Below are 25,672 nucleotides of genomic sequence, written 5' to 3'. Positions count from 1 at the left end.
GGCGGAAGGCGGCCCCGGTCACGACTCCGGGCCGCGGCCGAGGAGGTCGTCGACGATGTGCTCGGCGATCGCCAGCGAGGAGGTCGCGGCGGGGGAGGGCGCGTTGCGGACGGCGACGACGGCGCCGGTGCGGGTGATGCGGAAGTCGTCGACGAGGCTGCCGTCGGATTCGAGCGCCTGGGCGCGGATGCCGGCGGTGGCGGGGACCAGGTCCGCAACGGTGAGTTCGGGGACGTAGCGCTGGGCGGCGGCGGTGAAGGTGCGCTTGCTCAGCGAGCCCCGCATCTCGGCGATGCCGGTCTTCCAGTGCTGCTTGGCGAACTTCCGGAAGCCGGCGTAGCGGACGATCTCGGCGAGCTCCTTGGCGCTGACGTCGCGGCGGCGGTAGCCCTCCCGCGCCATGGCGAGCACGGCGTTGGGGCCGACGAGCACCTCGCCGTCGAACCGGGGGGTCAGGTGCACCCCGAGGAACGGGTAGCGCGGGTCGGGCACCGGGTACACCAGCCCGTTGACCAGGGATCGCTTCTCGGGGACCAGGGCGAAGTACTCGCCGCGGAAGGGCACGATGCGGGGGGCGGGGACGTCGCCGGCGAGCTGGGCGAGCCGGTCGACCTGCAGGCCGGCGCAGAGCACGACCTGGTCGACGGCGAGCTCCTCACCGGTGGCCCCCTGCACGACGACCTCCTCGGCCGGCCCACCGGAGGTGTGCCGCAGCCCCGTGACGGCGAACCCGGTGCGGATCGTGGCCCCGGACGCCTGGGCGTCGGCGGCCAGCTGCCGGGTGATCCCGGCGTAGTCGACGATCGCGGTGGTGGGGGAGTGCAGGCCGGCGACGCCGGTGACGTGCGGCTCGAGCTCGTGCAGCTGGGCCCGGTCGATGATCCGGATGCCGGGGACCCCGTTGGCGCGGGCCCGCTCGGCGATGGCGTCCAGCCGGGACTGCTCGGCGGCGTCGAGGGCGACCAGCACCTTGCCGATCTCCTGGTAGCCGAGGTCCTTCTCGGCGCAGAACTCCTGGAGCAGGCCGACCCCGCGTCGGCAGAGCAGCGCCTTGAGCGAGCCCGGCTCGTAGTACAGGCCGGCGTGCACCACGCCGCTGTTGCGGCCGGTCTGGTGCGCGGCCAGCCGGTCCTCCTTCTCCAGCAGCGTCACCTGGGCGTCGGGCCGCAGCTGGAGCAGCCGCCGCGCCACCGCGGCGCCGATGATGCCGCCGCCGACGACGGCGAAGCGAGAGGGGGTCATCCTGCTCCGATCGTGTGCTCCGCACGGCCACCCCGGGCCGGGGAACCGGTCCCGGCAGCCGCTACGGTGTGCCTGTGATCCCAGTCACCGAGTGTCGCAGCCGGGCCGTCGGGCCGTTCCCGCGGGGTGTCCGGCGGTGAGCGCCCTCCGGGGCGTGCTGCCCATCACGCTGACGCCCTTCACCGACGACGGGGCGGTCGACGAGGCCAGCATCGACACCCTCGTCGAGGACTACCTCGGTGCCGGGGCGCACGGCCTCACCATCCTCGGCATCATGGGGGAGGCCGCCAAGCTCCTCGACGAGGAGCGGGAGCGGGTGCTGCGGCGCTACGTGCAGGCGACCGCGGGGCGCGCACCGGTCGTGGCCGGCATCTCGGCCCGCGCGACCCGGATGGCCCTGGACTACGCGCGCCGCGCGGAGGACGCCGGCGCCGCCGCGGTCATGCTGGCGCCGCCGGACAACACCAAGAACCTGGATCTGGTCTTCGAGCACTTCCGCCGGGTGGCCGAGGCGGTGTCGGTGCCGGTGGTCGTGCAGGACGAGCCGGTCAACACCGGCGTGACCATGCCCGCCCCGTTCCTGGTCCGGCTGCTCGACGAGATCGAGGGCTGCCGGTACCTCAAGCTCGAGGAGACGCCGACCCTCCCGAAGATCACCGCGGTGCGGAACGCGGTGCGCTCGCCGGTGGGCATCTTCGGCGGCCTCGGCGGGGTGTACCTGTACGAGGAGCTGCTCCGCGGTGCCGACGGGATCATGACCGGGTTCGGCTTCCCGCAGGTCCTCGTCGGCACCTACGAGAAGTTCGTGGCCGGGCAGCGCGCGGAGGCGCAGGAGTACTTCTTCCGGCACCTGCCGCTGATCCGCTACGAGGCGCAGCTCGGCGTCGGCGGGGTCACCATCCGCAAGCAGGTGTTCGCCCGGCGGGGAGCGATCAGCTCACCGCACGCCCGTTTCCCGGCCCCGCCCGTCGACGACATCACTCTCGCCGAGCTCGACGACCTGATCAGCGCCGTCGGGCTCTGAGCGACCGTCCCCCGAGAGCTAGGAGCCCCTGTGCGACTGACGTCCCTGCGGATCGACGGTGCCGAGCCGGCCGCGCTCGTCCGGCCATCCGGTGCCGTGCTGCTCACGGCGGTGAACGAGGCTTTGGGCACCACCTGGTCGGGCACGGTGCAGGAGCTGCTGGAGAACGGTGAGGTGCAGGCGCTGCGCCAGTGGGTGGGCGGGGCGCCGGCCGGGCTGCTCGACGACCTCGCCATCCCGCAGGACCAGCTGGCCCACGCGCCGCTCTACCGCCGTCCCCGCAAGATCTGGGGCATCGGGCTGAACTACGTCGAGCACGCGGCGGATCTGAAGGAGAAGGCGCCGTCGACCGAGCCGGCCAGCTTCCTGAAGCCCGACACCGCGATCATCGGCCCCGGCGACCCGATCCGGATCCCGCCCCAGTCGCAGCGGACGACGGCCGAGGGCGAGCTCGGGGTCATCATCGGCACGGAGTGCAAGGACGTCGACGAGGCCGACGCCGCCTCGGTCGTCGCCGGGTTCACCACGATCGTCGACATGACCGCCGAGGACATCCTCGAGATCAACCCGCGGTACCTCACCCGGTCGAAGAGCTTCGACACGTTCTTCAGCTTCGGCCCCGAGCTGGTCACCGTGGACGAGGTGCCCGACGTCGACGCACTCGAGGTCTCGACCCTGCACAACGGCGAGGTGCACCGGCGCAACGTCGTCTCGAACATGACCTTCCGCCCGTGGTGGCTGGTGGCCTTCCACTCGCGGGTCATGACCCTCCTGCCGGGCGACATCATCTCGACCGGCACCCCCGGCGCCGTCCACATCCGGCCCGGCGACACCACCGGCTGCTCGATCGTCGGCTTCCGTGACCTCTCGAACCCCGTGGAGTGACTGATGGATCTCGAACTGACCGGCAAGGTCGCGCTCGTCACCGCGGCCAGCAAGGGCCTCGGCCGGGCGACCGCGACGCAGCTGGCCGCCGAGGGCGCCCGGGTGATGATCTCCAGCCGGGGTGAGGAGCAGCTCGCGAAGACGGCGGCGGAGATCAGCGAGGCCACCGGCGCGCAGGTGGAGTACTGCCCCGCCGACGTCGCCGACGTCGCCGACGTGACCCGCCTGCTGGAGGAGACCCGGCGCCGCCTCGGTGGCGTCGACGTGCTCGTCGCCAACGCCGGCGGCCCACCGCCCGGAGGCTTCCTCGCAGCCGACGACGACGCGACGTGGTACCGGGCGCACGACCTCAACCTGATGAGCACGGTGCGCCTGATCCGCGGCGTGCTGCCGCACATGCGCGAGCAGCAGTGGGGCCGGATCGCCGTCGTCACCTCGTCGTCGGTCAAGCAGCCCATCGAGAACCTGCTGCTGTCCAACACCTACCGGATCGCCGTCGTCGGCCTGGCCAAGTCGCTCGCGACCGAGTTCGCCCCCGACGGCGTGCTGGTCAACACGGTGGGTCCGGGCCGGATCGCGACCGACCGCGTGGCCAGCCTCGACGCCAACCGGGCGAAGCAGACCGGCCTCTCGGTCGAGGAGGTGCGGGCGCAGTCGGAGAAGGGGATCCCGATCAGGCGCTACGGCGAAGCAGAGGAGTTCGGCCGGGTGGCGGCATTCCTCGTCTCGGGCGCCAACACGTACATGACGGGGCAGAACCTGCTCGTCGACGGCGGCATGGTCAAGGCGATCTGATGCGCCTCGCCCGCTACACCACCGCCGGCAGCAGCACGTCGTCCTACGGCCTGGTCGAGGGCGACGGCGACGACGCCGTCGTCGTCCGGCTCGAGGGCCCGCCGTTCGACGGCGTCCGGCGCACCGAGGAGCGCACGCCCCTGGCCGAGGTCACCCTGCTGGCTCCGGTGGAGCCGAGCAAGGTCGTCGCCCTCGGGCGCAACTACGCCGAGCACGCGAAGGAGCTCGGCAACGAGGTGCCCGAGATCCCCATCGTGTTCCTCAAGCCCTCCACCGCCGTGGTGGGGCCGGACGCCGAGGTCCCGTACCCGGCGCTGACCTCCGACCTGCACTACGAGGGGGAGCTGGCCGTCGTCATCGGGCGGCGGTGCGTGGCCGTCGCGGCCGAAGACGTCGCCGGCGTGGTCTTCGGCTACACGGTGGCCAACGACCTGACCATGCGCGACATCCAGAAGTCCGAGGGGCAGTGGACCCGCGGCAAGGGCTTCGACGGCTCCTGCCCGCTCGGCCCCTGGGTGGAGACGGAGATCGACCCCTCGGCGCTGTCGCTGCGGTCGACGGTCAACGGCGAGCTGCGCCAGGACGGCACGACCGCCGACATGCTGCGCGACGTGGCGGCGTGCGTCTCCTGGGTCAGCCAGGCGATGACCCTGCTGCCCGGTGACGTGGTGCTCACCGGCACCCCGGCCGGGGTGGGCTCGCTGCAGCGCAGGGACGAGATCGCGGTGACCATCGAGGGCATCGGCACGCTGAGCACGCGCATCACCGGCTGAGCCGGCGCGGCCCGGTCAGCGGGGGGCGGGCAACCCCAGCGACTGCGCCCACAGCCGGGTCATGGTGTGCACCAGGCGCTCCTGGTCGAAGTCGCCGCCGAGCACCAGCCAGTAGTGCACGAGGCCGTTCACCATGGCCACCAGCGCGTGGGCGCTGTACTCGGTGTCCAGGTCGGCGGCGACGAGGCCGGCGGACTGGAACCGCTCGATGCTGTGCCGCACCCGGCCGACCATCCGCTCGCGGGCCGCGTGCCGGAGCGCGCGCACCTCGGGGTCGAAGGTGGTCACCTGCTCGAACAGCGCCATCAGCGCGGTGTTCTCCCGGTACATCGCCACGAACCGGCGGTTGGCCCGGTCGATGCCGTCCACGGGGTCCAGCGGCTGCGAGCCCGGCTGCGTCCCGTCGGCGGCGCCACCGAGGGAGGCGTAGAGCTCGTCCATGGTCGCGGCGATCAGCGCCCGGAACACATCGGTCTTCGAGCGGTAGTAGGTGTAGAAGCTGCCGTGGGCGACCCCGGCCGCGGCGGAGATGTCCGTGACACGCGCGTCCAGGAAGCCGTCGCGCTCGAACACGTCCCGGGCGGCGGCGAGCAGCCGGGCGCGCATGGCCCGTGCGCGCTCCGTGCGCGCCGCGCCGGACATCTCCTCGGGGAGCGACGCGGCCGGGGCCTGCGCGTCAGCCGCGCGCGGATGCTGGACCACGGGTGCCCTCCCGGATTCGCCGGCCGTCGGTTGACACTGACATCGACGTCAACTTAGCTGCTGGTGTCCACCCCGTCGCCCGCCCGGAAGGCGGTACCCCGTGACCGTGCCGTCGACCGAGTCCGGTGCTCCCGAGGGGCTCGGCGCGCTGCTGCGTCCGCGGGGGATCGCACTGCTGGGCATCTCCGGCCGCTCGGAGAACCTCATGTCCCGGCCGCTGCGCTACCTGGTCGAGCACGGGTACTCCGGCGCCGTCTACCCGGTGAACCCGAACTACGAGGAGCTGGTCGGGCAGCGGTGCTATCCGACGCTGGCCGACGTCCCGGGGCCGGTCGACCTGGTGCTCGTGCTCGTGGCCGCCGACCGGGTGGAGGACGCCATCCGGCAGGCCGCGGCAGCGGGGGCCTCGGCCGCCGTCGTCTACGCCTCCGGCTTCGCCGAGGTCGGGCCCGGGGGGCTGGCCCTGCAGCAGCGCCTGGCGGCGGTGGCGCGGGAGACCGGCGTCCGGGTGCTCGGCCCCAACTGCCAGGGCTTCCTCTACGCGCCGACCGGGGTGGTGGCCACGTTCACCGCGGCGGCCGACCGGCCGCTGACCTCCGACAGCGGCGTGGCCTACGTGGGGCAGAGCGGGGCGGTCGGTGGCTCGGTGCTCGACCTGGCCACCGACATGGGCCTGGGCCTGTCGTTCTGGGCCAGCACGGGCAACCAGGCTGACCTGGACCTGGTGCAGGTCTCGCAGGAGCTGCTGGAGGACCCGGCCATCCGGGTCCTGATGCTGTACGTCGAGGCCACCGACGACGGGCAGGCCTACGCCACGCTCGCCCGCCGGGCGCGCGAGACGGACAAGCAGCTGGTGGTGCTCCGCTCGGGGCGGTCCAGCGCCGGACGGCGCGCGGTGGCCAGCCACACCGGCTCCATGCTCGGTGACGACGTCGCCTTCGTGCTCACCTCCGAGGAACACGGCGTGGTGCTGGTCCACGACATCGACGAGCTGCTGTCGGTGGCCGCGGTGCTGTCCACCGGCAAGCGGTCGGAGGGGCGGCGGGTCGCCGTCGTCACCACCTCGGGCGGCGCCGGCAGCCTCGCGGCCGACCAGTGCGAGGACCTCGGCCTGGAGATGCCCGAGCTGTCCGCCGACACCCAGGACCGGCTGCGCCCGCTCATCCCGGCGTTCGGTGCGCTGGCCAACCCCGTCGACGTCACCGCCCAGCTGTTCAACCGGGGGGCGCACGCGTTCGGCGACGTGTGCCGGATCGTCGCCGACGACCCCTCGGTCGACGCGATCGCGGTCTTCGTGACGATGGTGGTCGGCGACGCCGGCGCGCGGCTGGCCGAGGACCTCGTGGCGACCGCGGCCAAGCTCCCCGTCCCGCTGCTGGTCGGCTGGATCGCCGGCCAGGAGCTCACCACCGAGGGACGGCGGGTGTTCCGCGAGGCGGGGATCCCGGTCTTCGGCGCGGTCGGCGACGTGGCCCGTGCCGCCGCCCGGATGGCCCCGCCGGCGCACCGGGGCACCGCGCCGGCCCTGCCGCCGGCGCCCGAGGTGCCGGCTGCCCGGGTGCGCGAGCTGCTCGCTGCCGATGTCGTCGACGGGCCGGAGCTGCTGCGCGCGATCGGCATCGCCCAGCCGTCCTCGACCCTGGTCACCACACCGGAGGCCGCGCGGGAGGCGGTGGCGGCGCTCCCGGGGCCGGGCGTGCTGAAGCTCGCCGCCGGCGACCTGGCGCACAAGAGCGAGGTCGGCGGCGTGCGGGTGGGCGTCGCGGCCGAGGAGGCGGCGGCGGTCTTCACCGAGCTGGTCGAGGCCGCCCGCCGGCACCACGTGCCCGACGTCGAGGGCGTGCTGGTGCAGGAGCTGATCCCGCCGGGCACCGAGCTGATCCTCGCCGCGACCGCCGGCCGGGACGGCTTCCCGCCGGTGATCACCGTCGGCCTCGGCGGGGTCACCACCGAGCTGTACCGCGATCTCGCCTCCGGGCTCGCCCCGGTGAGCCCGGAGCGCGCCTGGACGATGCTGCGCGGCCTGCGCGCCTGGCCGCTGCTCGCCGGCTTCCGCGGCGCCCCACCGGCCGACGTGACCGCCGCCGTCGACGCGGTGGTGCGGCTGTCGCAGGCCGCCGTCGCCGGTGGCGCGCGGCTCGCGGAGTTCGAGCTCAACCCCCTGATCGTCGGGCCGCGGGGCGGTGGGGCGACCGCCGTCGACGTGCTGGTACGCACCACCGGGCACCGCGCCCCGCTCGGCGAATAGCACCACCGACACAGAGAGGCAGGACTTCCCCCGTGGGACAGGTACACCTGGAGAAGCAGGGCGGCATCGCCGTCCTCACCGTCGACAACGTCGAGGTGAAGAACGGGCTGACGCCCGAGATGGGGATGCAGCTGTCGGAGCTCTGCGACGACGTCGACAGCGACCCGGCCATCGGTGCCGCCGTCGTCCTGGGCAAGGGCGGCACGTTCTGCTCCGGTGCCGATCGCCGGCGCTGGACGGCGGGCTCCGATCAGGCCGAGGACAAGACCTACAAGGAGCTCGGGGCGGTCTACCAGGCGTTCCGCCGGGTCGGGACGCTGCAGGTGCCGACGATCGCCGCCGTCCGCGGTGCCGCCGTCGGCGCCGGCATCAACCTGGCGCTCGCGACCGACCTGCGGATCGTCTCGGAGACTGCGCGGCTGATGGCCGGCTTCCTCCGCATCGGCCTGCACCCCGGCGGCGGCTACTTCACGATCAGCTCCCGGACGGCCGGCCGCGAGGCCACCGCCGCGATGGGGCTGTTCGGCGAGGAGATCGACGGTGTCCGCGCCGCCGAGATCGGCCTGGCCTGGAAGGCCGTGCCCGACGACCAGGTCGAGGAGTTCGCGCTGGAGCTCGCCGGGCGCGCGGCCAAGGACCCGGAGCTGGCCCGCGAGGCCACCCGCTCCTTCCGCACCGAGGCCGGCCCGCCCGGGATCGGCTGGGAGGCCGCACTGCACTTCGAGCGGGCCACCCAGATGTGGTCCCAGCGGCGGCGCGAGACCGCCTGACCTCCCCGCCGGACCGCCCGTGCGGGCGGTCCGGCGGGACACCCCCCCGACCCAGGAGGCCCGCCGTGCACTTCGGCGCCACCACCCTCAGCCCGGCCGAGGAGTCGTTGCGCGCCGAGGTGCGCGACTTCCTGGCCGCGGAGCTGCCCGCCGACCACTTTCCCGCGCTGGGCTTCGCCGCCCGGCACGATCCGGACTTCTCCCGCAAGCTCGCCGCCCGGGGCTGGGTGGGCATGGCGATCCCCCCGGAGTACGGCGGGCACGGGCGGACCGCGGTCGAGCGGTTCATCGTCGCCGAGGAGCTCCTTGCCGCGGGCGCGCCCATCGGCGCGCACTTCGTCGCCGACCGGCAGACCGGCCCGACCCTGCTGCACTACGGCACCGAGGAGCAGCGGCGGACGTTCCTGCCGGGCATCTCGGCGGCCGAGATCTTCTTCTCCCTCGGGATGAGCGAGCCCGATTCCGGCTCGGACCTCGCCTCGGTGCGCACCCGTGCGACCAAGGTGGAGGGTGGCTGGACGGTCACCGGCACCAAGGTCTGGACCGGCGAGGCGCACCTGAACCACTTCTTCGCCGTGCTGTGCCGGACCTCGCCGATGGAGGACGGCAAGAAGCACGTCGGCCTCTCCCAGCTGATCGTCGACCTGCGCGGGCCCGGGGTGACGGTCTCGCCGATCCCCTTCATCGACGGCTCGCACCACTTCAACGAGGTCGCCCTCGAGGACGTCTTCGTGCCCGACGACATGGTGCTCGGCGAGGTCGGCTCGGGCTGGAAGCAGGTGACCAGCGAGCTGGCCTACGAGCGCAGCGGTCCCGATCGCTGGCTGTCGACCTTCCCCGTGCTGCGGGAGTTCCTGCGGAAGGCCGGCGCGGCGGTCGATGACGGTGACGCGACGGTGGTCGGACGGTTCGCCGCCCGGTTCTGGGCGATCCGGCAGCTGTCGCTGTCGGTGGCGCGCGCCCTGGACGCCGGTCAGGCGCCCGCGGTCGAGGCGGCGTTGGTGAAGGAGATCGGCACCCGGTTCGAGCAGGACCTGGTCGAGGCGCTGCGCGTGGCGGCCGAGATGGAGGTCGACCAGGGGTCGGGGTCGCTCTTCCAGCGGCTGCTCGCCGAGGCGGTCCTCAACTCACCGGGGTACACGCTGCGTGGTGGCACGACCGAGATCCTGCGTTCCGTGGCCGCGAAGGGGCTGGGCTCATGAGTGACGACCGGACGATGCTCACCGAGGTCGCCACCGGCCTGTTCCGCAACCTGTCCACCCCGGAGGACGTCGTCGCGGCGGAGGGCACCGGCTGGAGCGAGCGGCTGTGGTCGGCACTGGTGGAGTCCGGCTTCCCCTCCGTCTCGGTGCCCGAGGAGGCCGGTGGCTCGGGAGGCGACGTCGCCGACGCCTGTGCGCTCCTGGCGGCGGCCGGCCGGTTCGCCGCGCCGGTGCCGCTCGCCGAGGCGGGCCTGCTCGGCGGATGGGCGCTCGCCGCGGCCGGGCTGGAGCTGCCCGAGGGCCCGGTGTCCGTGGCCGTGGGCCGGCCCGGCGACGTGGTCGAGCTGTCCGGAGGCCCCGGCGCCTGGCGGCTGACCGCGCGGCTGCAGCGGGTGCCGTGGGGCGGGCGGAGCACCCGTGTGGTCCTGCTGGCCTCCGTCGACGGCGAGTGCTCCGTCGTCTCCGCGCCGACCGCGGCGGCGGAGGTGACGCCGGGCCGGAACCTCGCCCTCGAACCGCGGGACACGCTGACGTGGGACGACGTCCCGCTGTCCGACGAGGTGGTCGCCCCGGCGCCGGAGGGCGTGGACGGCGAGGCGCTGCGGCTGCGCGGGGCGCTGGGCCGGGCGGCGCTGATCGCCGGGGCGCTGGCCCGGGTGAGCGAGCTGACCGTGCGCTACACCGGCGAGCGGGAGCAGTTCGGCCGGCCGATCGCGCGGTTCCAGGCGGTGCAGGCCCATCTGGTGACGATCGCCGAGGAGGCCCAGCTGGCCGGGCTGGCCACCGAGGTGGCGGCCCTCAACGCGCGCCCGGACCCGAGCTTCTTCGACGTGGCGGCGGCCAAGGCGGCCGCGAGCGAGGCGGCGACCGTCGCCGCCCGGGCCGCGCACCAGGCGCACGGCGCGATCGGCATGACCAAGGAGTACGAGCTCGGCCAGCTGACCCGGCGGCTGTGGTCGTGGCGGGACGAGTTCGGCAGCGAGCGGTACTGGAACCGGGAACTCGGGCGGCGGCTGGCCGGCGCCGGCGCCGACGAGCTGTGGCCGCGGATCTCGACGGGGTTGGTGAGCGGATGAGCAGCGACTGGGACGTCGCCGTCGTCGGTGCCGGGGTGGCGGGGCTGACCGCCGCACGGGTGGCTGCGGAGGCGGGGCTGCGCGTGGTGGCCTACGACCGGATGGCCCCGGGTGGGCAGCTGGTGAACCTGACCGGGCTGCACGACGTGCCGGCGCCGGGTGAGGTCTCGTCCTCGGCCGAGCTGATGGGCCGGCTGGTGGCCGAGGCCGAGGCGGCCGGGGTGACGACGGCGTTCGCGGAGGTCACCGGGGTGCACGCGGGTGCACCGCCGCGGCTGGAGACCTCCGAGGGCGAGGTCACCGCCGGCGCGGTGGTGGTGGCCACCGGGCTGGGCCCCGGGCGGCTGGGGCTGCCGGGCGAGGAGCTGCTCGTCGGCCGGGGCATCTCCACCTGCGCGGGCTGCGACGGGCCACTGTTCCGCGGGCGGGCGGTGGCGGTCGTCGGCGACGACGAGTGGACCGCCGAGGAGGCGCTGGAGCTGGCCGAGGTCGCCTCCGCGGTGACCGTGCTGGTGCCCGGGCAGCCACGCTGGTCCGCGGAGCGGGCCGGGCGGCTGGCTGCCTCGGCGCGCGTCGAGGTGCTGACCGGGGCCGCGGTCACGGCGCTGCGGGGCGAGGGCGTGCTGTCCGGTGTCGTCGTCGCCACCGCCGGGGGCGAGCGGGAACTGGCGGTCGACGGGCTGTTCCCCTACGTCGGGCGGCGGGGGCCGGACACCCTGGTCGCCGGGCTGCCTCCGGACGAGTCGGGCCGGCTGCCCACCGAGGAGGACGTGCGCACCGCCGTGCCGGCGGTGTTCGTCGCCGGCGACGCCCGCTCGGGCGCTCCTGAGTCCGTGCGATCGGCGGCAGCCGACGGCGAGGCCGCCGGTACCGCGGCGGTCGCGGCGCTGCGCGCCGCGGGAGGCCCGGGGCTGCGGATCGTGGATCCGACCTTCGGCGTCCAGCCGGCCGACTCCGCGGCCGAGACGCAGGCCGGGGGGACGGCCGACTGGTCCGAGGTGGCGCTGTTCTCCAACTCGAAGCCGAACGCCACCGAGCTGCTGCGCGGGGTGGGGGCGCGGCTGCAGGAGCACTGGGAGCTGCCCGAGATCGGCTACGCCAGCAAGCCCAACGCCTCGGCCGCCGCCGACAAGGACGTCATCGACTGGCTGTCGCAGCGCTACAAGATGGTGCTGGTGGCCGTCGGCGATTAGGGCTCGTGCTCGTCGTGGAGTCTCCACGACTCGGTGGAACTGGAGAAGCGTGGCGTCGTGGCACCGCTGCTGGTGACCTCGTCGTTCCTGCCCCTGGTGGAGGCCCAGGCGAAGGCCCGGCGGGTGACGCCGCGGGTGGTCGTCGTGCCACATCCGGTGGGTGGGCTGAACGAGGCGGAGCTGGCCGAGCGGATCGAGGCCGCCGCCGGTGCGCTGCTGCCGCTGGCCGACGAGGCGCGGGGGAGCGCATGACCGACACGGAGGTGATCGAGCTCCCCGGGGTGACCGAGGAGACCTGGCACGAGGCCGCGGAGGAGCGCGGCTGGGGCGACGGGCTGCCGACGGTGCCGCCCACCCCGGCGCGGGTGGCGGCGGCCCTGGCGGCCCTCGAGGGCATCGACCTGGACCTGGGGCCGGTGCCGCCGTCAGGCCTGGTGCCGACCCGGGAGAGCTTCGCGGCGAACGCGGTGATGGCGGGGTGCCGTCCGGCGGACCTGCCGGTGGTGCTGGCGGCGGTGCGGGCGATCCTGGCGCCGGAGTACAACCTGCACGGCGTGCTCGCGACGACCCACCCGTGTGCGCCGCTGGTCGTCGTCGGTGGGCCGGTGCGGACGGTGGTCGGTCTAAACTCCGGCGGCAACTGCTTCGGGCAGGGCACGCGCGCCAACGCCGTCATCGGCCGGGCGGTGCAGCTGATCACCACGCACATCGGTGGCGCGCGACCGGGGTCGATGGACCGGTCGACGCAGGGCACACCGGCGAAGTACTCGTGGTGCTTCGCCGAGAACGAGGAGGAGAGCCCGTTCGAGCCGTTCTCGGTGCGCCGCGGGTTCGCCCCCGGCGAGTCGATGGTGACGGTGGCGGCCTGCGAGGGCCCGCACAACATCAACGACCACGGGTCGACCACGGGTCTCGGCTTGCTCATGACGATCGCCGGGACGATGACCGACGCCGGGTCCAACAACGTGTACGTCAAGGGCCCGCACTTCCTGGTGCTGGGCCCCGAGCACGCCGCGACGCTGCACCGCGACGGGTGGACGGTCGACGCGATCCGCGACTGGCTGTGGGAGCGGGCGCGGATCCCGGTGTCCCAGTTCTCCGAGGAGAACCGCCGGCAGTTCGAGGACTGGGGCGTCGAGCCCGACGGCGACATGTACCCGGTGAGCACCGGGCCGGAGATGCTGCACGTGCTCGTGGCGGGGGGCGCCGGCAAGCACTCGGCGTGGATCCCGTCGTTCGGGGCGACGGCGGCGGTGTCCCGCGCGGTGCCGGTCGCGCGGTGACCCACCCGGGTCTGCCGCTCGTCGCCGGCGACGCGGACCCGGCCGCGGTGCTGGCCGACCTGCTGGCGGCCGGGCACGGGGACGGGCTACCGGTGGTGCCGCCGACCGCGGACCGGCTCGAGGCGATGCTGGCCGGGGTCGCGGCACCCGACGCGGAGCTCGGGCTGGTCCCGCCGCTGTTCGGGGCGCTGAGCGTGCGGGCCGTGGCCTGGTACGCGGTGCTGGCCGGCTGCCGGGCCGATGAGCTGCCGGTGGTGGTCGCCGCCTGCCGGGCGGCGCTGGACGACTCGTTCAACCTGCTGGGCCTCTCCACGACGACCGGCGCGCCGGCGGTGGCCGTGCTGGTGCACGGGCCGGTGGGGCGCCGGCTGGGCATGACGTCGGGCGCGGGCGGGCTCGGGACGGGGAACCGGGCGAACGCCTGCATCGGGCGGGCCGTCTCGATGGCGCTGGCCGGCATCGGGGGCGCGACCGTGGGCGTCACCGACATGGCGACGATCGGCCAGCCGGCCAAGTACACCTGCTGCACGGCGGAGGCCGCCCGCCCGCTGCCGTCGCTGGCGCAGCGCCGCGGTCTCGGGGTGGATGTCGACGCGGTGACGGTGATCGGGGCCGGCGCCATCGTGGAGGTGCTGCCGGGGGAGGGCTACCGGGAGCCGCCGTCGGTACTGGGCCCGGCCGCGGCGGCGATGGCCGGGATGGTGCTGGCGATGGGGGACCCGGCGCGCGGTGCGCTGGGGGAGCAGTTCCTGCTGCTGCCGCCCGAGCCGGCGGAGCTGCTGTCGATGCACGGGTGGGGCCACGAGCAGATGGCGTCGTTCCTGCTCGAGCAGGGTGCGGCGCTGCTGCAGGGCGCCGCAGCATCGCTGGCCTTCCGAGCGGGGGTGCCGGCGTATGCGGCCTCGGGGCTGGCGGTGGCAGGATCGCCGGCCGACGTGCACGTCGTCGTCACCGGGGGAGCGGGCGTGAAGATGCTGCTGCTGCCGACCTGGATGGGCGGGTCCCGGTCGGTGACCGCGCCGGTGCTGCCGCTGGGGTCCGGTCCCCGGGCGGGCTGACCACTCGTCGGCGGCGGCGTCGGTCCGGGAAGCTCAGACGGTCTCGGGCACGTGCAGGTGGGCGACGACCAGTTCGAAGGTGGCCACCTCGAGCAGTTGGGCCCCCATGAGCCGGCTGAACTCCTGGCGGAGTTCGGTGGCCCGGTCCAGCGACGCCTGTATGGCCTCCCGGCTCTCGTAGGTGACGGCGGTGGTGCTCCGGCCCTCGGTCGGGTCGACGAGCATGCTCACCGAGCAGAAGCCGGGGATGTCCTCCAGGCGTGGCACGAGGCTCACGCCGAAGGCGTCGACCATGTGGTCGAGCCGATCGGGGCGGCCGCGGGTCCAGGTCACCCGGGCGCAGGCACCCTCCGGCGCCGGACGCACGCGGTGCAGCACGGCGATGGACCACTCCTCGACCGTGGACGGCCCGCCCAGGATCTCGGCGGTGCGTGCGCGCATCGCCTTCACCCCGCCGGCGCTGCGGTGCAGGGCGGCGCGGTCCTCCCAGGCGGTGGTGACGATGCAGCGGCCGGAGTGCCGGTCGGCCAGCATGGAGAGACCGACGAAGCCGTCCATGCCGAGGACCGCGGGAAGCACCCGGTCCCGGACGTAGACGACGCCGCGGTCGACGTTCACCGGGGTGCCGGTGATGGTGGTGGAGCGCGCGTACATGCGACGGTTCCTCTCGCGAGCAGGCGAGCCCCGGACGGCATCGCCGCCCCGCTCACTGTCCTCGTCCGGGCACCCGTTGTCACCATTTCCGGACGCGCCGGTTCCGTCGATCAGCAGCGCAGCTGGTCGGGTGGGTGCTCTTCTTCCAGCCACGGTGGGTCCGGTTCGGAGTCGTAGCACCAACCGGGTGGGCGGGTCTCGCGGGAGACGCCGCTGGGTGTGCGGACGATGAGTCGTCCGTCGTCGAGCAGTTGGAAGGACCAGCCGCGGGCGAAGGTCTTGATCCGGTGGTGCCGGCGGCAGAGGCAGCAGAGGTTCCAGCAGTCGGTGGGGCCGCCGTCGGCGTGGGCGGTGCCGTGGTCGATGTCGCAGCGGCCGGCGCGTCGCCGGCAGCCCGGCATCCGACAGTGCCGGTCCCGGGTGCGGATGAATCTGTCCTGTCTGGTGCTCGGCTCGTATGCGGATGTGGGTGGTGGGGGACCGACCCCGGGGCCGTCGGCGGCTCCGCTCTCCGGTGGGGCGTCCCCGTCGGCGCGGGCGCTGCTCCGCCGGGCGCCGCTCCGGGTGCGGCGCCGACGCATGCCGGCCCCGCGACGCAGTTGGTCGAGGGTGGCGACGGCGAGGAGGCGGCCGCTGACCGGGTCGCCCACGGCCACCTGCACGCAGCCGCCGGCGGGCGCGGAGCGGACGCCGAGCATGTCCAGTTCCCGGAGGAGCTCTCGGCACTCGGCGGCGGTGACGATCTCGCCGGCGACCTCGGCGGCGGGCTGCGGCGTCGACTCCGGGCCGTCCGGCTCGCGCAGGGATGTGATGGGTGCGTGTACGTCCAGGCGGGCGGTGACCGGCGGCCGGGAGGTGTCCCAGGGGCGCAGGATGAGGTCGGCGGCGATGGCCGCCCGGATGACCCCGATCGGCCGCTGGTCGCCGTCGGCGCGCAGCATCTGGGCGTACTGGTCGATGGCGTCGACGCAGGCGGCGGCTCGTGCGACGGGCAGGTCGATGACCAGCTGGCTCATCCCCTCCCCGGTGCGGTGCGCGCGGACGTCGGCGCGTCGGGCGGCCTCTTCCCGTCGTTTGTCCAGGGCTTCGGCGTCGAGCTGGGCCAGGGCGCGGCGGACCCGCTGCCGGAGTTGGGGGACGGTGAGCCGCCCGGCGGCGGGCAGAACGCGCCGTTCGATCTCCTCGATCACCGACTGTTTCGCGGGGCTCAGCAGGTCCACCAGAGCGCGCATCTTCCGCACGTCGATCTCTCCGGCGTACAGGGCGTCCCACGTGCCGGTCAGGCTGGTGGTGAGCACGATCGACTCGATCGCCAGGGACTCCGCTTCCGCTTCCGAGCAGCCGCGGATAAGCGCCAGCTCGGCGGTGAACGTCTCGCTCACCTGGGCCAGCACTGGGCTCCGTCGGAGGCGGGTGTCCAGCCCGGGGCCGCCCAGGCGACCGAATTCGCGGTCCCGCTCGATCGCCCGCCGCCGGGCCAGGGCCGCGATCGCCTCGGCTCGTTGGGCGGCGTGCCGGGCCTCGCGGGCGTCGGCGGCCCAGATGTCAGCGACCAGCTCCAGATCGCTCAGCCCCACCGCGACCGTGTCGGGCACGTCGCGGATCGGGACACCATCGGCTGGCTCACGAGGTGGGCCGGAGTCGAACACACCCACACCGTAGAACCGACCTACGACAGTTTCCGCAGGTCAGTCGTAGGGGTTGGTGAGCACGGTGCGGGCCTGCAGGACGTCGAAGGTGACCGGTGGGCCGTCGGTGGTGGTGGTGCCGGGCACGTCGGCGGGCGTGCCGCCGTCGACGGTGAACGTCGCGCCCCAGGTCACGGTGAGGGAGGCGGTGTAGGTGCCCGACTGGTAGGAGTGCTCGACGGTCTCGTCCGGGTAGGGCCGGCCGGGGTCGGTGCTCACGATCTGGCCGGTGGCGTCGCCGGTGTGCCAGGTGAACCGCTGCGCGGTGGCTTCGATGACGACCTGGAAGCCGCGGATGTCGACGGTGAAGGTCTGGGTGGTGGGGGAGTCGGTATAGAAGATGACTGGCAGCCCGGTCAGCCCGTCCCCGGGTGGCTGGTGCTGGGTCGTAAGCTGGGGAAGCGGCAGCGTCTCGAAGTAGCGGAACACTTCACCCGGCGACGGTGGCGGGTTCAACGCGGTGATGTCGATGCAGGCTCGCTGTCCGACGATCCACGGGCCTACGGGCGTGCCTACAGAGGCGTCTCCCGGTGGAAATTCGTCCTCGGTCCTTGTCGTGCCGTTTGGTCCCGACAGCACGAGGCGCCGTTGCTCGGGCACCAGGTATTCCACGACTCGACCGGGTGCTGCTGGGCACTCGAAGAAGTCGCTTGGTCGGCACCCGCCGTTCTCCCGGTCAGCGATGACGCAGGGCCTTGAGAGGCGATAGGTGTACGGGTGCTCCACGGGGGCGTTTTTTGAGGCCGCCCAATAGCCGCCCGGCGACCGCTCCAGGTAGGCCGCGGTCAGAGAACCGGGGCCGGTCGTGACGCCCGGGCCGTCGCAGTCGAGTCCCACGCAGGCCTGCGCCGAGGTGGCGCTCACCGCGATGGCTGTCACCAAGACACTCAGCACGAGGAGTAGCCGTTGCATGGTCAGCCCACCGTTAGGCCGGTGATGACCCAGCTCTGGAGGTCTTCGTTCCACAGCAGGCTTGCGCCCGACTGCAGCTCTTCGGGCGTCGCGGCGGATCGATCGGGCACGATCTGTCCGGCCTGGTCGACCGCGGTGATGGGGCCCTGGACGTAGGCGAATCCCACTTCGGCCGTCTCGCCGTCGACGAGGGCCGGACCGTACTCGTCAAACTCGTATGCGTACTCACGGTAGCTGTAGCTGGCGGCCAGATCAGCCGTCAACGCCTGAGCGATCTGGTTGCACGTGCGGCAGTCCTGGCTGAGCTGCAGGAGAGGTTCGGGATCCCGAGAGTTCACCGCGAGGTGCTTCGTGAGAGCTACGTAGTAGCGGACGAACTCGACCGCACCCTCGGGCGTCTGCTCGCGCGCTTCTTCGGGCACTGGGAAGTCAGCGGGGCCCAAGGTCGGAAGCGCTTCGGTCGTCGGGGCGGCCTCGGTGGTCGGCAGCGTGGTGCTCGCCTCTTGCCTCTCCGAGCACCCGGTGAGCACCAACGCACCCATCACCACGCAGCCGAGCGCCGTCCGAACTCGTCCCCCACGGAGATCATGCACAGCGGGAGACTACGCAGGGTCGCGACGTTTCCGGTTCCGTAACTGTGGACAGCTGCCGCTTGCCGCCGGATCGGGTGACCACGCCGCCCCGGAGAGACCTGGCTCATCGGCGCACAATCCGGACCGGATCGGGCCGGAGACGGGGGACGCATGAGCACGGAGCAGACGACGGGGGAGCATCCCTTCGACACGAGCGGCATCGAGGTCGGTGCCGACGGCATCCGCCGCTACACCGGCCTGCCGGTCAACCTGGTCCGGGTGCTGTTCGCGCAGGCGGCGACCCGTGGCGAGCGCACCGCGATCGTCGAGCTCGGCGGTGGGCAGCTCACCTACTCCGAACTCTGGCAGCGGGCCATGCGCATCGCCGGCGGTCTCCGCGAGTCGGGAGTCCAGACCGGCGACCGGGTCGCCGTCCAGCTGCCCAACGGCGTCGACTGGGTGCTCGCCTTCTGGGGCGCCCTGCTGGCCGGCGCGATCGTCGTCCCGATGAACACCCGCCTGGCGCCCGCGGAGGCGGACTTCATCCTCGGCGACTGCGGCGCGGCCTACGTCGTCCGCCCGGGGGAGCCGCTGCCCGACGGCGAGCCCGGCGAGCTGCCCGACCCGGCGCACACCGACGTCGCCGCGCTCTTCTACACGAGCGGGACCACCGGCCGGCCCAAAGGCGCCATGACCACCCACGAGAACTTCCTCAGCAACGTCGAGTCGGTCATCCGCTGCCGCGAGCTGAGCCGCGACCCGGCGGTGCGGCACGCGACGCTGATCTCCGTCCCGCTGTTCCACGTCACCGGCTGCAACTCCCAGTTCCTCGGCCAGATCGCCCTGGGCGGCACCTCGGTGCTGATGCCACGCTTCGACGCCACGGCCTTCCTCGACGCCATCCCGCGGTACGGGATCACGCTGCTCACCAGCGTCCCGACGATCTACGAGCTGGTGCTGCGCCACCCGGCGCTGGCGACCACCGACGTCTCCACCGTCCGCACCCTCAGCTACGGCGGCGCCCCGATCGCCCCGGAACTCGTGCACCGGCTGCGGACCGCCTTCCCGAACGCCCGCCTCGGCAACGGGTTCGGCCTCAGCGAGACCAGCGCGCTGGCCACCTTCCTCCCGCACGAGTACGCCGGGACGCACGCCGACGCCGTCGGCTTCGCCCCCCCCTTGAACGACGTCCGCCTCGACCAGCCGGACGCGGTCACCGGAGTCGGCGAGCTCCTGGTGCGCGGGCCGAACGTCGTCGCCGGCTACTGGGGCGACCCGGTGCGGACGGCGGAGACGTTCGTCGACGGCTGGCTGCACACCGGCGACCTCGCGACCCTCACCGACGGCATCGTGCGGATCGTCGACCGCGCCAAGGACATGATCAACCGCGGCGGCGAGAACGTATACAGCGTCGAGGTGGAGAACGCCCTGGCCGAGCACCCCGACGTCCTCGAGGTGGCCGTCGTCGGCGTGCCCGATCCGGTGATGGGGGAGAAGGTCGGCGCCGTCGTCCTGCCCAAGCCCGGCACCCAGCCCGACCAGCTGGTGGCATCGCTGTCATCTTTCGCCCACGAGCGGCTGGCCGACTTCAAGTGCCCGCAGTTCGTGCGGGTGATCGACGGTCCGCTGCCGCGCAACGCCGGCGGCAAGGTGCTGAAGAACCCGCTGCGCGACGCGGCGGGCTGGGTCGCCGTCCCGCGGTAGCGATACGTTGCCGGTGACTGCCCACCCGGCGACAGGAGCACCCGTGCGCATCGGCATGCCCATCTCCTACAGCGGCGGGTTCGACCGCACCACCGCCGTCATCACGGACTACGAGAGCGCCGGCCTGGACATCGTCTTCGTCGCGGAGGCCTATTCCTTCGACGCCGTGAGCCACCTCGGCTACCTCGCCGGGCGGACGACGACGGTGGAGATCGCCTCGGGGATCCTCAACATCTACTCGCGGACGCCGGCGCTGCTGGCGATGACCGCCGCCGGGTTGGACTACGTCTCCGGCGGGCGGTTCACCCTCGGCATCGGCGCCTCGGGCCCGCAGGTCATCGAGGGCTTCCACGGCGTGCCCTACACCGCCCCGCTGGCCACGACGCGGGAGGTCGTGGACGTCTGCCGTGCGGTCTGGCGGCGGGAGAAGCTCGACCACCACGGGAGGCACATCGACGTGCCGCTCACGCCCGAGCGCGGCGGCAGCGGCCTGGGCAAGCCGCTGAAGCTGATCAACGAGCCGGTGCGACCGCGGATCCCGATGCTGCTGGCCGCCATCGGCCCCAAGAACGTCGCGCTCGCGGCGGAGCTGTTCGAGGCCTGGCAGCCGGCGTTCTTCCTCCCCGAGGGCAGTGCGACGGCGTTCGGGGCGGCCCTGGCCGAGGGGGTGACGCGGCGGGATCCGGACCTGGGGCCGCTGCAGGTGGTCGCCGACACCCACCTGCTGATCACCGACGACGCCGACGAGCAGGCCACCGCACTGGACCAGGTGCGGGCGCAGCTGGCGCTCTACGTCGGCGGCATGGGGGCCCGGGGCAAGAACTTCTACAACGACCTGGCCGTGCGGTACGGGTACGCCGAGGAAGCCGCCACCGTGCAGGACCTCTACCTCGACGGACGCAAGGACGCCGCCGCCGCGGCGTTGCCCGAGGATTTCGTGCGCGGCGTCGCACTGGTCGGGCCACGCGGCCACGTCGCCGAGCGCGTCGCCGCCTTCCGCGAGGCCGGGGTGACGACGCTCAACGCCCGGCCGCTGGCCGCCGAGCATGCCGACCGGCTCCGCTCCATCGAGCTGCTCAAGAGCCTGGCATGACCCCGCTGCCCGACCACGAGCGCGAGATGGTGGCGCTCACCGCGGACTTCGTCGACCGCCGGGTGCGCCCGCGGGTGGCCGAGTTCGAGGCCGAGGACCGCTATCCGCAAGCCTTCATCGAGGAGATGAAGTCGCTCGGCTTCTTCGGGCTGCTGGTGCCCGAGGAGCACGGCGGCAGCGCGGTGAGCACCGCCTGCTTCGCCCGCGTCACCGAGGAGCTGGCCCGCGGCTGGATGAGCCTGGCCGGCGCCATCGGCGGCCACTCGGTCATCTCCTACCTGCTGGCCACCTTCGGCACCGAGGAGCAGCGCAGCACGTACCTGCCGCGCATGGCCGACGGCGGCCTGCGCGCCACCATGGCGCTGACCGAGCCCGGCGGCGGCAGCGACCTGCAGGCGATGCGCACCCACGCCGACCGGGTGGGCGAGGAGTACGAGGTCTCCGGCAGCAAGACGTGGATCTCCAACGCCCAGCACTCGCAGCTCTTCGGGCTGCTCTGCCGCACCGACCGCGACGCCGCCCCGCCGCACGCCGGGATGAGCGTGCTGCTGGTCGAACCGGGCGCGGGCCTGACCGTGTCGGAGAAGATCCCCAAGCTCGGCTACCGCGGGGTGGAGGCCTGCGAGCTGACCTTCGAGGCGATGCGGGTACCGGCCGGCGCCGTCCTCGGCGGTGAGCCCGGCCGGGGCTGGGCGCAGATGATGCGCGGGCTGGAGATCGGGCGGGTCCAGGTCGCCGCGCGCGCGGTGGGGGTCGCGCAGGCGGCGCTGGCCGCCGCCACCCGGTACGCGCAGGAGCGCGAGTCGTTCGGCAAGCCGATCTGGAAGCACCAGTCGGTCGGCAACCTGATCGCCGACATGGCCACCAAGGTGCAGGCCGCCCGGCTGCTCACCGCCGACGCCGCCGAGAAGCTGGACAGCGGGGTGCGGGCGGACCTGGAGGCCGGGATGGCGAAGCTGTTCGCCTCCGAGGCCGCGATGCAGGTGGCGCTCGACGCCATGCGGGTGCACGGCGGCTACGGCTACTCCAAGGAGTTCGACGTCGAGCGCTACTTCCGCGATGCGCCGTTGATGATCCTCGGCGAGGGCACCAACGAGATCCAGCGCAACGTCATCGCCGCGCAGTGGATCGCCCGGCACGCGCTCTGAGCAGCAGCCGTCAGCGGCCCCACACCGACGACGGCGCCTCGACCAGCGGCAGCACGCTGCCGGCCGCGGCCAGGTGCAGGCTCCAGGACGCCTCGTCCAGCACCGACCGCAGCGCCTCGGCCCACGCCTCGTCGTCCGCGGTGATCTCAGGACCACCCGGCCGGCACAGCGCCAGGGCGAGGTGGCCCTGGCCGCCCAGCTGGTCGCCGAGCACCGTGGCGTGCACGTCGCGCAGACCGACCAGCAGCACCGGATCGGGGAGCTGAGGGAGGTCCTCGACCGGGATGACCACCGGGAGCTGGCGGCCGTCGGCGCCGAACCAGGTCAGCCACAGGCTGCGGCCGGTGAAGTCGGGTGCGCCGAGGACGGCTCGCCAGCGGTCGGTGAGATCGGCGGCGGAGCGGACGGGCACGTCGGTGGGCGGTGAGATCGTCATGCCCGTCACCGTGTCAGCTCCGCGGAGCCGATCCGGGGTTGTCCACAGGGTCAGCGGTGCGGGATCCCGCCCGGTCCGTGGTCGGCCGGCACCTGCTCCGCCGGCGGGGGAGGCCCGGGCGGCGTTCCGTCGCCGAACGGCCGCTCGCCGAGCTGCTCCCGGTCGTGCGGCAGCAGCCAGCCGGACGTGTCCGGGCCCTTCGGGATGATCTGCGTCGGGTTGATGTCGGCGTGCACCACGTAGTAGTGCTCCTTGATCTGCGGGAAGTCGATCGTGTCGCCGAAGCCCGGGGTCTGGAACAGGTCACGCGCGTAGGCCCACAGCACCGGCATCTCCGACAACTTCTGCCGGTTGCACTTGAAGTGGCCGTGGTAGACGGTGTCGAACCGGGCCAGCGTGGTGAACAGCCGGACGTCGGCCTCGGTGATCTGCCCGCCCATCAGGAAGCGCTGGCTCTCCAGCCGCTCGCTGAGCCAGTCCAGCGTGGTGAACAGTCGGTCGTAGGCCTTGTCGTAGGCGCGCTGCGAGCCGGAGAACCCGCAGCGGTACACGCCGTTGTTGACCTCCTGGTAGACCCGCTCCATCACCTCGTCCATCTCGTCCCGCAGGTGCTCGGGGTAGAGGTCGGGCGCGCCCTCGCGGTGGTGGGCGGTCCACTGGGTGGAGAGGTCGAGGGTGATCTGCGGGAAGTTGTTGGTGACGACGGCCCCGCTCGGGACGTCGACCATCGCCGGCACCGTGATGCCGCGCGAGTACTCCGGGTCGCGGGCGAGGAACGCCTCCTGCAGCCGCTCGTAGCCCAGCACCGGGTCGCGCCCGTCGGGGTCGAGGTCGAAGGTCCAGCTGCGCTCGTCGTGCGTGGGCCCGCACATGCCCATGGAGATGGCGTCCTCCAGGCCCAGCAGCCGGCGCACGATCACCGAGCGGTTGGCCCACGGGCAGGCGCGTGCGATGACCAGCCGGTAGCGGCCGGGCTCGACCGGCCAGCGGCTCGAGCCGTCGGAGGTGATGCGGTCGGAGATGTACTTGGAGTCGCGCGAGTACTCGGCCTCGACGTAACCGGATCCGCTCGTGTCTGCACTCACGTCCTCAACCTTCTCGGACACCGGGCGACGGCGCGAGGTGGGGCGCTCAGAGCCGGCTCGTCGTCGCATCGTCCTCGGTGCCGCCGAAGTAGTGGTCGAGCACCTCGCGGAAGACCGGCTGATCCGGGGCGGCGTGCGCGAACAGCGTCATCGACGACCGGAGCTTCTGCGCGTCGATCGAGCCCATGACCGCCACCGGGTCGTCGGTGTCCAGCGCGGTCAGCGCCCGGGCGGACTCGACCAGGCGGCGGCCCAGCACCGGATGCGCCAGGTAGGCGCGGGCCTCGTCCAGATCGGCGATCGCGAACCGCTGCGCCATGCCGCTGCGGCCGAGCCCGGCGATCTGCGGGAAGACGAACCACATCCAGTGGGTGCGCTTGCTCCCGGCGCGCAGCTCGGCGAGCGCCTGGTCGTAGGTGTTGGTCTGCGCGTCGACGAACCGGCGGAGGTCGTGGGGATCGCTCACCCCGGCAGCTTGCCCCAGGCGATGAGTTCCACGCCGCGGTGCCGTCCTACTGGCATGCAGACGACGACCGTGGACCTGGGACCGCAGACCGCCGAGACCGCGCGTGTGGTCGCCGGGGTGGGAGATGACCAGCTGGACGATCCGACGCCGTGCGCCGGGATGTCGGTGGCGGCGCTGCTCGACCACCTGGTCGGGCTGACGCTGGCGTTCCGGTCGGCCGCGGAGCGGGCGGAGTTCTCCGGCGGCCCGTCGGCGGACGCCACGAGCCTGGCGCCGGACTGGCGGACCCTGCTGCCTGCCCGGCTCGACGCGCTCGCCACCGCCTGGGGCGACCCGGCCGCGCGCGAGGGAGACGCCGAGGTGGCCGGCGTACGCCTGCCGGCGTCGGTGATGGCCGTGGTGGCGCTGAACGAGGTGCTCGTCCACGGCTGGGACCTCGCCGTCGCCACCGGGCAGCCCTACCGGCCCGACGATGCCTCCGTGCGGGCGTGCGCCGAGATGGTGGGCGATCGCAGGGATCCCTCGGCCGAACCCGAGGGCCTCTTCGGGCCGGTGGTGCCCGTGCCGGACGACGCCCCGGCGTTCGCCCGCCTGCTCGGTCAGACCGGCCGTGACCCCGGCTGGACCGCTGCCTGACCGAGTGCGACGGCGTGGCTCAGCCGCAGGGTCGCGCTCAGCCACAGCAGGACGTCGTGCAGGCGGAGGACGGTCAGCGGGGCGTCCCCGTGCAGCAGGTCGGCGACGCGCTCCTGGAGGAGGGAGAGGGCTGCGCGGTTGGCGCGGATCTCCCGGTGGATGACCGCCTCGACGCTGCTGTCGCCCTCGCGGACGTGGGGCAGCAGCTGCCAGCGGGTGGGCCGGCTCAGCAGCGGGACGAGCGACGGACGGTGGTGGTGCAGCGCCGCCACCACGTGCTTCGCCGAGACACCCGGAGTCTCCGAGCAGAGCTCCCGGATCCGGCGGAGCCCGGCGCCGACCGTGCCGGGTTCGGCGAGCACGGAGAACTCGTCGTCCGGGAGCTCCGGGAACGGCCGGCCGGCGGCACGGTCGTGCACGGCGTCGGTCATCGCCGGTCCGCGTTCGCCGCGACGTGGATGCCCTCGATCGCGCGGCGGATCCGCGCCGCGGCGTGCTCCGGGTCGGGCCGGCCGGCGTCGAGCCACGCCGCGACGGCGGCGATCGTGGTGGCCGGCGCCAGCTGCGCCGCCCACCGGGCCCAGGCCGGGTCGGGGATGACGGCCGAGAGGTGGTCGTGGGCCATGGCGACCATGTCGGCGGTGAAGCGGTCCGCGTCCGCCCGGAACTCCGGCTCCCGGCCGGACTGGTGGAACAGCACGGTGAACGCGGCGGGATCGGCGGCGGCGCCCCGGAGGAGGTCGTCGACGATCCGCTCGGTGTAGGGCGGCTCGCCGACGGCGTCCTGGAGGTGGTGGCGGGCGCGCGCCAGGACGGCGCGGTAGAGGTCGGCCTTGGTGTCGAAGTGCCGGTAGAGGATCGCCCGGCTGATCCCGGCGGCGGTCGCGACGTCGCCCATGCCGGTGGCGGTGAACCCGTCGCGGGCGAAGACGCCGGTCGCGGCTGCCAGGATCTGGTCCCGCCGTTCGGCTCGCGGCAGCCGGCGCCCCGGCCGGTCGCCGCCCGCGGTCTCCATCGTGGCATCGTA

Annotated in this window: 25 protein-coding genes and 1 pseudogene; 15 read left to right on the top strand and 11 right to left on the bottom strand. The window is 73.5% G+C overall.

Annotation, left to right across the window (positions count from 1 at the left end; translation table 11 throughout):
* Positions 1-18 precede the first annotated feature (18 nt).
* Positions 19-1,242, bottom strand: coding sequence for an L-2-hydroxyglutarate oxidase (gene lhgO, locus BLASA_RS16320; RefSeq protein WP_014377316.1), 1,224 nt, complete (start codon positions 1,240-1,242; stop codon positions 19-21).
* Between the two features lie 136 nt (positions 1,243-1,378).
* On the opposite strand from lhgO, the gene BLASA_RS16315 reads away from it, so the two are divergent.
* From BLASA_RS16315 to BLASA_RS16300, 4 genes are read left to right on the top strand one after another with little or no spacing between them, the layout of a single operon-like run.
* On the top strand, positions 1,379-2,266 hold the full coding sequence (locus tag BLASA_RS16315) for a dihydrodipicolinate synthase family protein (protein ID WP_014377315.1): 888 nt from the start codon (positions 1,379-1,381) through the stop codon (positions 2,264-2,266).
* Between the two features lie 30 nt (positions 2,267-2,296).
* A complete protein-coding gene (locus tag BLASA_RS16310; RefSeq protein WP_014377314.1) occupies positions 2,297-3,151 on the top strand; it encodes a fumarylacetoacetate hydrolase family protein in 855 nt (284 codons plus the stop codon).
* A gap of 3 nt (positions 3,152-3,154) precedes the next feature.
* Positions 3,155-3,946: an SDR family oxidoreductase gene (locus BLASA_RS16305; RefSeq protein ID WP_014377313.1), complete on the top strand. Its 792-nt coding sequence runs from the start codon at positions 3,155-3,157 to the stop codon at positions 3,944-3,946.
* The gene (locus BLASA_RS16300) at positions 3,946-4,719 is read left to right on the top strand and encodes a fumarylacetoacetate hydrolase family protein (RefSeq protein WP_014377312.1); all 774 of its coding nucleotides are present in this window, start codon (positions 3,946-3,948) and stop codon (positions 4,717-4,719) included. Before BLASA_RS16305 ends, BLASA_RS16300 begins: the two co-directional genes overlap by 1 nt.
* 15 nt (positions 4,720-4,734) lie before the next feature.
* Here the strand turns inward: BLASA_RS16300 and BLASA_RS16295 are convergent, their stop codons facing one another.
* Positions 4,735-5,421 carry a TetR/AcrR family transcriptional regulator gene (locus tag BLASA_RS16295; protein WP_014377311.1) on the bottom strand — a complete coding sequence of 229 codons (687 nt, stop codon included), beginning with the start codon at positions 5,419-5,421 and terminating at the stop codon, positions 4,735-4,737.
* A gap of 100 nt (positions 5,422-5,521) precedes the next feature.
* On the opposite strand from BLASA_RS16295, the gene BLASA_RS16290 reads away from it, so the two are divergent.
* The 7 genes and pseudogenes from BLASA_RS16290 (at position 5,522) to BLASA_RS16255 (ending at position 14,251) form a co-directional block, all read left to right on the top strand.
* A complete protein-coding gene (locus tag BLASA_RS16290) occupies positions 5,522-7,669 on the top strand; it encodes an acetate--CoA ligase family protein (RefSeq protein ID WP_014377310.1) in 2,148 nt (715 codons plus the stop codon).
* 32 nt (positions 7,670-7,701) lie between these two features.
* Positions 7,702-8,439, top strand: a complete 738-nt coding sequence (locus BLASA_RS16285; protein ID WP_014377309.1) for an enoyl-CoA hydratase-related protein — start codon at positions 7,702-7,704, stop codon at positions 8,437-8,439.
* A 65-nt stretch (positions 8,440-8,504) separates the two neighbouring features.
* Positions 8,505-9,641, top strand: coding sequence for an acyl-CoA dehydrogenase family protein (locus BLASA_RS16280; RefSeq protein WP_014377308.1), 1,137 nt, complete (start codon positions 8,505-8,507; stop codon positions 9,639-9,641).
* A complete protein-coding gene (locus BLASA_RS16275) occupies positions 9,638-10,717 on the top strand; it encodes an acyl-CoA dehydrogenase family protein (RefSeq protein ID WP_014377307.1) in 1,080 nt (359 codons plus the stop codon). Before BLASA_RS16280 ends, BLASA_RS16275 begins: the two co-directional genes overlap by 4 nt.
* Positions 10,714-12,162 (top strand): annotated as a pseudogene (locus BLASA_RS16270) (UGSC family (seleno)protein). The gene BLASA_RS16275 and the pseudogene BLASA_RS16270 overlap by 4 nt, the downstream one beginning before the upstream one ends.
* Positions 12,159-13,193, top strand: a complete 1,035-nt coding sequence (locus BLASA_RS16260; RefSeq protein WP_014377304.1) for a hypothetical protein — start codon at positions 12,159-12,161, stop codon at positions 13,191-13,193. The pseudogene BLASA_RS16270 and the gene BLASA_RS16260 overlap by 4 nt, the downstream one beginning before the upstream one ends.
* Positions 13,190-14,251 (top strand): hypothetical protein, encoded by a 1,062-nt coding sequence (locus tag BLASA_RS16255; RefSeq protein ID WP_014377303.1) that lies wholly within the window; start codon positions 13,190-13,192, stop codon positions 14,249-14,251. The genes BLASA_RS16260 and BLASA_RS16255 overlap by 4 nt, the downstream gene beginning before the upstream one ends.
* Positions 14,252-14,284: 33 nt before the next feature.
* On the opposite strand, the gene BLASA_RS16250 is transcribed toward BLASA_RS16255, so the two are convergent.
* From BLASA_RS16250 to BLASA_RS24615, 4 genes are all read right to left on the bottom strand, one after another.
* The gene (locus BLASA_RS16250) at positions 14,285-14,905 is read right to left on the bottom strand and encodes a hypothetical protein (protein ID WP_014377302.1); all 621 of its coding nucleotides are present in this window, start codon (positions 14,903-14,905) and stop codon (positions 14,285-14,287) included.
* A 110-nt stretch (positions 14,906-15,015) separates the two neighbouring features.
* A complete protein-coding gene (locus BLASA_RS16245) occupies positions 15,016-16,500 on the bottom strand; it encodes an HNH endonuclease signature motif containing protein (RefSeq protein WP_051005051.1) in 1,485 nt (494 codons plus the stop codon).
* Positions 16,501-16,593: 93 nt separating this feature from the next.
* Positions 16,594-17,472: a hypothetical protein gene (locus BLASA_RS25400; protein WP_193345663.1), complete on the bottom strand. Its 879-nt coding sequence runs from the start codon at positions 17,470-17,472 to the stop codon at positions 16,594-16,596.
* A 35-nt stretch (positions 17,473-17,507) separates the two neighbouring features.
* Entirely contained in the window at positions 17,508-18,098 is a 591-nt protein-coding gene (locus BLASA_RS24615; RefSeq protein WP_166486567.1) for a DUF6318 family protein, read from the bottom strand.
* Positions 18,099-18,248: 150 nt separating this feature from the next.
* Here BLASA_RS24615 and BLASA_RS16235 point away from each other — a divergent pair, with 150 nt between their 5' ends.
* From BLASA_RS16235 to BLASA_RS16225, 3 genes are read left to right on the top strand one after another with little or no spacing between them, the layout of a single operon-like run.
* Positions 18,249-19,781, top strand: coding sequence for a class I adenylate-forming enzyme family protein (locus BLASA_RS16235; RefSeq protein ID WP_014377298.1), 1,533 nt, complete (start codon positions 18,249-18,251; stop codon positions 19,779-19,781).
* Between the two features lie 43 nt (positions 19,782-19,824).
* Entirely contained in the window at positions 19,825-20,874 is a 1,050-nt protein-coding gene (locus BLASA_RS16230; RefSeq protein WP_014377297.1) for an LLM class F420-dependent oxidoreductase, read from the top strand.
* Complete coding sequence (locus tag BLASA_RS16225; RefSeq protein WP_014377296.1) at positions 20,871-22,022, top strand: acyl-CoA dehydrogenase family protein; 1,152 nt, start codon at positions 20,871-20,873, stop codon at positions 22,020-22,022. Before BLASA_RS16230 ends, BLASA_RS16225 begins: the two co-directional genes overlap by 4 nt.
* Before the next feature lie 10 nt (positions 22,023-22,032).
* Here BLASA_RS16225 and BLASA_RS16220 read toward each other — a convergent pair whose 3' ends face one another.
* Genes BLASA_RS16220 through BLASA_RS16210 form a run of 3 tightly spaced genes read right to left on the bottom strand, consistent with a single transcriptional unit; the run spans position 22,033 to position 24,009 of the window.
* Positions 22,033-22,458: a hypothetical protein gene (locus BLASA_RS16220; RefSeq protein WP_014377295.1), complete on the bottom strand. Its 426-nt coding sequence runs from the start codon at positions 22,456-22,458 to the stop codon at positions 22,033-22,035.
* Positions 22,459-22,508: 50 nt separating this feature from the next.
* On the bottom strand, positions 22,509-23,543 hold the full coding sequence (locus tag BLASA_RS16215) for a glutathione S-transferase family protein (protein WP_014377294.1): 1,035 nt from the start codon (positions 23,541-23,543) through the stop codon (positions 22,509-22,511).
* Between the two features lie 46 nt (positions 23,544-23,589).
* Complete coding sequence (locus BLASA_RS16210; RefSeq protein WP_014377293.1) at positions 23,590-24,009, bottom strand: DUF1810 domain-containing protein; 420 nt, start codon at positions 24,007-24,009, stop codon at positions 23,590-23,592.
* Positions 24,010-24,063: 54 nt separating this feature from the next.
* Between BLASA_RS16210 and BLASA_RS16205 the strand changes: the two genes are divergently transcribed.
* Positions 24,064-24,645: a TIGR03086 family metal-binding protein gene (locus tag BLASA_RS16205; RefSeq protein WP_041775809.1), complete on the top strand. Its 582-nt coding sequence runs from the start codon at positions 24,064-24,066 to the stop codon at positions 24,643-24,645.
* Here BLASA_RS16205 and BLASA_RS16200 read toward each other — a convergent pair.
* Together BLASA_RS16200 and BLASA_RS16195 are read right to left on the bottom strand one after the other, a co-directional pair.
* Positions 24,609-25,076 (bottom strand): hypothetical protein, encoded by a 468-nt coding sequence (locus BLASA_RS16200; RefSeq protein WP_051005047.1) that lies wholly within the window; start codon positions 25,074-25,076, stop codon positions 24,609-24,611. The genes BLASA_RS16205 and BLASA_RS16200 overlap by 37 nt on opposite strands.
* Complete coding sequence (locus tag BLASA_RS16195; RefSeq protein WP_014377290.1) at positions 25,073-25,660, bottom strand: TetR/AcrR family transcriptional regulator; 588 nt, start codon at positions 25,658-25,660, stop codon at positions 25,073-25,075. Before BLASA_RS16195 ends, BLASA_RS16200 begins: the two co-directional genes overlap by 4 nt.
* Positions 25,661-25,672: the final 12 nt, after the last annotated feature.

The sequence above is a fragment of the Blastococcus saxobsidens DD2 genome (assembly GCF_000284015.1).
Classification (GTDB): Bacteria; Actinomycetota; Actinomycetes; order Mycobacteriales; family Geodermatophilaceae; genus Blastococcus; species Blastococcus saxobsidens_A.
This window is presented reverse-complemented; position numbering and strand designations above follow the sequence as displayed.

What these genes read in the sequence shown, in the direction of transcription:
- lhgO (WP_014377316.1), bottom strand. Translation starts at nt 1,242, where the DNA reads ATGACCCCCTCTCGCTTCGCCGTCGTCGGCGGCGGCATCATCGGCGCC.
- BLASA_RS16235 (WP_014377298.1), top strand. Translation starts at nt 18,249, where the DNA reads ATGAGCACGGAGCAGACGACGGGGGAGCATCCCTTCGACACGAGCGGC.
- BLASA_RS16205 (WP_041775809.1), top strand. Translation starts at nt 24,064, where the DNA reads ATGCAGACGACGACCGTGGACCTGGGACCGCAGACCGCCGAGACCGCG.
- BLASA_RS16300 (WP_014377312.1), top strand. Translation starts at nt 3,946, where the DNA reads ATGCGCCTCGCCCGCTACACCACCGCCGGCAGCAGCACGTCGTCCTAC.
- BLASA_RS16260 (WP_014377304.1), top strand. Translation starts at nt 12,159, where the DNA reads ATGACCGACACGGAGGTGATCGAGCTCCCCGGGGTGACCGAGGAGACC.
- BLASA_RS16220 (WP_014377295.1), bottom strand. Translation starts at nt 22,458, where the DNA reads ATGACGATCTCACCGCCCACCGACGTGCCCGTCCGCTCCGCCGCCGAT.
- BLASA_RS16195 (WP_014377290.1), bottom strand. Translation starts at nt 25,660, where the DNA reads ATGGAGACCGCGGGCGGCGACCGGCCGGGGCGCCGGCTGCCGCGAGCC.
- BLASA_RS16305 (WP_014377313.1), top strand. Translation starts at nt 3,155, where the DNA reads ATGGATCTCGAACTGACCGGCAAGGTCGCGCTCGTCACCGCGGCCAGC.
- BLASA_RS16200 (WP_051005047.1), bottom strand. Translation starts at nt 25,076, where the DNA reads ATGACCGACGCCGTGCACGACCGTGCCGCCGGCCGGCCGTTCCCGGAG.
- BLASA_RS16250 (WP_014377302.1), bottom strand. Translation starts at nt 14,905, where the DNA reads ATGTACGCGCGCTCCACCACCATCACCGGCACCCCGGTGAACGTCGAC.
- BLASA_RS16225 (WP_014377296.1), top strand. Translation starts at nt 20,871, where the DNA reads ATGACCCCGCTGCCCGACCACGAGCGCGAGATGGTGGCGCTCACCGCG.
- BLASA_RS16275 (WP_014377307.1), top strand. Translation starts at nt 9,638, where the DNA reads ATGAGTGACGACCGGACGATGCTCACCGAGGTCGCCACCGGCCTGTTC.